The sequence below is a fragment of the Acinetobacter sp. YH16042 genome (assembly GCF_013417245.1).
GTDB lineage: Bacteria > Pseudomonadota > Gammaproteobacteria > Pseudomonadales > Moraxellaceae > Acinetobacter > Acinetobacter amyesii.
In genome coordinates this window covers 1-1,599 of record NZ_VPEJ01000109.1, presented here as the reverse complement: position 1 = coordinate 1,599, position 1,599 = coordinate 1, and the positions used below count along the sequence as shown (strand labels likewise).

Annotated in this window: 2 protein-coding genes; both read left to right on the top strand. The window is 35.5% G+C overall.

What is annotated here, in order from left to right; translation table 11 throughout:
- Positions 1–28 precede the first annotated feature (28 nt).
- Entirely contained in the window at positions 29–979 is a 951-nt protein-coding gene (gene repM / locus FTV37_RS17345; protein ID WP_180023054.1) for a replication initiation protein RepM, read from the top strand.
- Between the two features lie 10 nt (positions 980–989).
- The gene (locus tag FTV37_RS18055; protein WP_257223479.1) at positions 990–1,103 is read left to right on the top strand and encodes a helix-turn-helix domain-containing protein; all 114 of its coding nucleotides are present in this window, start codon (positions 990–992) and stop codon (positions 1,101–1,103) included.
- Positions 1,104–1,599: the final 496 nt, after the last annotated feature.

Here is a 1,599-nt window from a genome sequence, read left to right as displayed (position 1 = left end):
TAGCTAGTTAAATAACTTCACCAAAAAAATGAATAACTCAAACAAATTAGTAGTCAAAGACAATGCTCTTATTGATGCAAGTTTCAATTTGAGCTTGGTAGAACAGCGAATCATGCTATTGGCGATAGTAGAAGCTAGGGAAGTAAGCAAGCTAACACCAAATACTGCCATTGAAGTTTTAGTCAGCAACTACGTGCAACAATTTAAAGCAGACAGTAATAATATTTACGGTGCTATTAAAGAGGCAGCACGTACATTGAAGCGCAGAGAGTTTAGCTACCTTGATCGGTATAAGGGACAACCAGCTTATACAACTGCCAACTGGGTGAATAAAGTAACATACGTTGATAACAATGGTATGGTGGTTTTGTATTTCAGTGAAGAAGTGATTAGCTTGATCAGTAGACTAGAAGAACAGTTTACAAAGTACCACCTTGAGCAGGTCAGTAGTTTCAAAAGTAAATACAGCACAAGGTTATATGAGCTGATCGTTAAATGGCTTAGTACAGGAAAAACCGAAAAGTACGAAATTGAAGACTTGAGAAGTAAACTTGGCTTAGGTGTAAATGAATACAGCACTATGAGCAACTTCAAAATTAACGTACTAGACAAGGCTTTGGGTGAAATTAACCAACATAGCGATCTTACAGTCAGTTACGAACAATTTAAGCAAGGCAGGGCTATTAGTGCCGTTCAATTTAAAATTGAGCAAAAGCAACAACCCAAAAAACAAAGAGAAGTTACGTCCAAAGATCAAAATACTATCGACATGTTTTGCAATTTAACAGAAGCTCAGATCAGTAAATACAGCATCATATTATCCAAAGAGCACTCCATTTCAGATTTAGCAGGTACAAAAGACTATCTTGCATTTCAATCATGGTTAGCGAATATCCTGCGAGATCCTAAAGGCGTGAGCAAAGGTACAGCCGACAGAATATTTACAACCCTGAGAGAAAAAACCGACTTCGGAAAGTGATAAATTTTTATTGTCATGCTTATTTCAAGCGAAGCAGCTACATGAGCAAGGTATGAATAACACTCAGATTGCTAAACAATTGAATGTAGCAAGGATGACTGTAATTCGTTGGTTAGGGGTGTAACAGTGAGCCTAATTCAAGTTATTAGCGCTTTTGCGTTTATATCAATTTAGTGAATTAATTTTAATTTATGTACTTGAAAAAATGATTATCACCGCCATTAACAATATGCTAAGATAAGGTTGTCTAAAGTATCACTATGTACCTAATTATTTTATAACGCAAGTTCTTCAAACCGTTTTATCTTTCCTGCACGCCTTTAATTACAAGCATTTCAGCCAATTCTGTTATGTTGTGCTTTCGTATTGCCTGCCTTTTGATTGATATATTATTAATAGATACTTAGAGTACATATGAGGATTAAATACTAATTAAATTATAAGGAGAGAATAGAACAATATGCCTAGAAGAAAGATTATTCGTGGTGATGTAGGAGAGTATAGAAACTACAATATCAATGATATATACACATACGATCAAGTCCAATTGGATATCATCATTGACGCTCTGGAGTACTATCAAGAGTTGTCAGAGCAAGACAGTACCAGCGACTATGTTG

Excerpts from the sequence above, each read along its gene's own strand:
- repM (WP_180023054.1), top strand. The coding sequence starts at position 29 with ATGAATAACTCAAACAAATTAGTAGTCAAAGACAATGCTCTTATTGAT.